The organism is Sulfurovum sp. bin170 (assembly GCF_010892395.1).
GTDB lineage: Bacteria > Campylobacterota > Campylobacteria > Campylobacterales > Sulfurovaceae > UBA1140.
Window position 1 is genome coordinate 1 of record NZ_JAACKB010000387.1, and the last position, 1,793, is coordinate 1,793.

The window sequence follows — 1,793 nt, forward strand, 5'->3', positions numbered from 1 at the left end:
AGCCATCGTTTCCTTATATGCAATTTGCATTTTCGGAATCGGCGTGTTTACACCCGAACTATTTGGTTCAAAAAAAGCTTAATTCATTGGCATTGGGCTGAAGCCATCGGTTCCTAGTTTTGAAAGATGTCTATTTATTATACTATTCTATTCGGTATTACTAAAACTGCTCCTCCCCATCATCATAATCCCAAACGAAACCATCGTCCCCACTATCATCATAACCGAAAAATCAACTTTAATATCTATAATTTGTCCAATAATATAAGGTTGCAAAAGAAGAACAGTCATAAATCCACCTATCAGAGCAAATAGTACAGTTTTTTCACTCCCTCTATTTGTAAAAATTGCCGCACCATAAACCCCAAGCAGAGAAGCATAAGCAAATGCCATAACACCTAGAGCAAAATTGAGTAGTGGAAGTTCTGTGTACTGTTGCCAATAGAAGCTAACCATCGCCATACCACAGAGCAGAACAGCAAAGGTCACAACCATTACTCTACTGACTTTCAAAAAGTGTGCCTCATCCCTACCCTCTTTTGCCAACCAAGGTCGGTAAATATCTTCAACTGCCACCGAAGCCATAGCAGAGAGTACCGAATTAGTCGATGAGAGTGCCGCCGCAATCGCTCCAACAGTTACCAATCCTCGTAATCCCTCTGGCATCTCATTGAGAATATAGAGCATAAAAATAGTAATCCTCTCACCATTAAATTGCTGGTCAACACACGCCTCTTTGATACCTGAAAGTTCAGGATGCATATAGAAGAGATATAGAAGCAGTCCTATAAATAGAAACAACATCGCCACAGGAATGGTAAAAATAATAGAGTAGATAAGCGACTTAGCCCCCTCATCTTTGTTTTTGCAAGTTAGCACTCTCTGCGTCATATCTTGGTCAAGTCCATAGGCTGCGATATTGAGTAGAAACCACCCTGTCAGCAGTGTCCAGATGGTAAAACCTCCTGAAAATGAAAAATCTACCAGTTTTAATTTATTGTTATCACTCAATGTCTGCATAATAGTTGAAAAATCGGCATCCAGACTATAGTAGAGATAGATAAGCACAGCCAACCCAGCCCCAATATAGGTGATAGCTTGAATTATATCTGACAAAATAACAGATTTTACCCCTCCAAAGTAAGTATAAGCCAAAGCTCCTAACATCAAGATGGTAATAGAGATAGCGATATGTGAAGCTGATATATCAGAGAAGAGTATCATTGAGATTGCCAACGCTCCAATATATAGTCTAGCCCCACTAGCAAAGAGTCGCCCTACCAAAAACATAATCCCTGCATATCGTTTTGAGGTCTCACCATATCGAAACTCAAGATACTCATAGACTGTTATGGCATTGATAGCATAAAACCTTGGAACTAAAACCTTAGCCACAAAAATAACAGCCAAAAAAGCAGAAGCATAAAAGCCTAAAAAGGTTAAATCTTTGCCAAAAGAGTACTCAGGACCGCCTAAAAAAGTAGCTGCCGACTGTGAAGTGGTCAAGACCGAAATAGCCACAGCCAACATCGGCATAGCGTTACCACCTGTGAAGTAGTCCCTCGATGTTTTGACTTTTGATTGACTCAAAATAACTGATGTCAATATAAGAATTAAGAAGTATGAGGAGAATATCATCCAATCTAAAGTGCTAAAGTTTGATTCCATTTTTTGCCTTTGAATTTTATTGTGTATTATAGCAAAAAGAGTCTCTTTTTAACTCTAAAGAACAACATTTAATCTATTACATTAAGATAAATATTAATTTTTAAACTATATTTTTAGTTTAAAAA

General features: G+C 37.9%; 1 protein-coding gene. It reads right to left on the reverse strand.

Annotation, left to right across the window (positions count from 1 at the left end; genetic code table 11):
- Positions 1 to 147 precede the first annotated feature (147 nt).
- Entirely contained in the window at positions 148 to 1,668 is a 1,521-nt protein-coding gene (locus GSY74_RS09175; protein WP_164664803.1) for a sodium:solute symporter, read from the reverse strand.
- Positions 1,669 to 1,793 lie beyond the last annotated feature (125 nt).

Coding starts and splice junctions, on each gene's coding strand:
- GSY74_RS09175 (WP_164664803.1), bottom strand. CDS start 1,668: ATGGAATCAAACTTTAGCACTTTAGATTGGATGATATTCTCCTCATAC.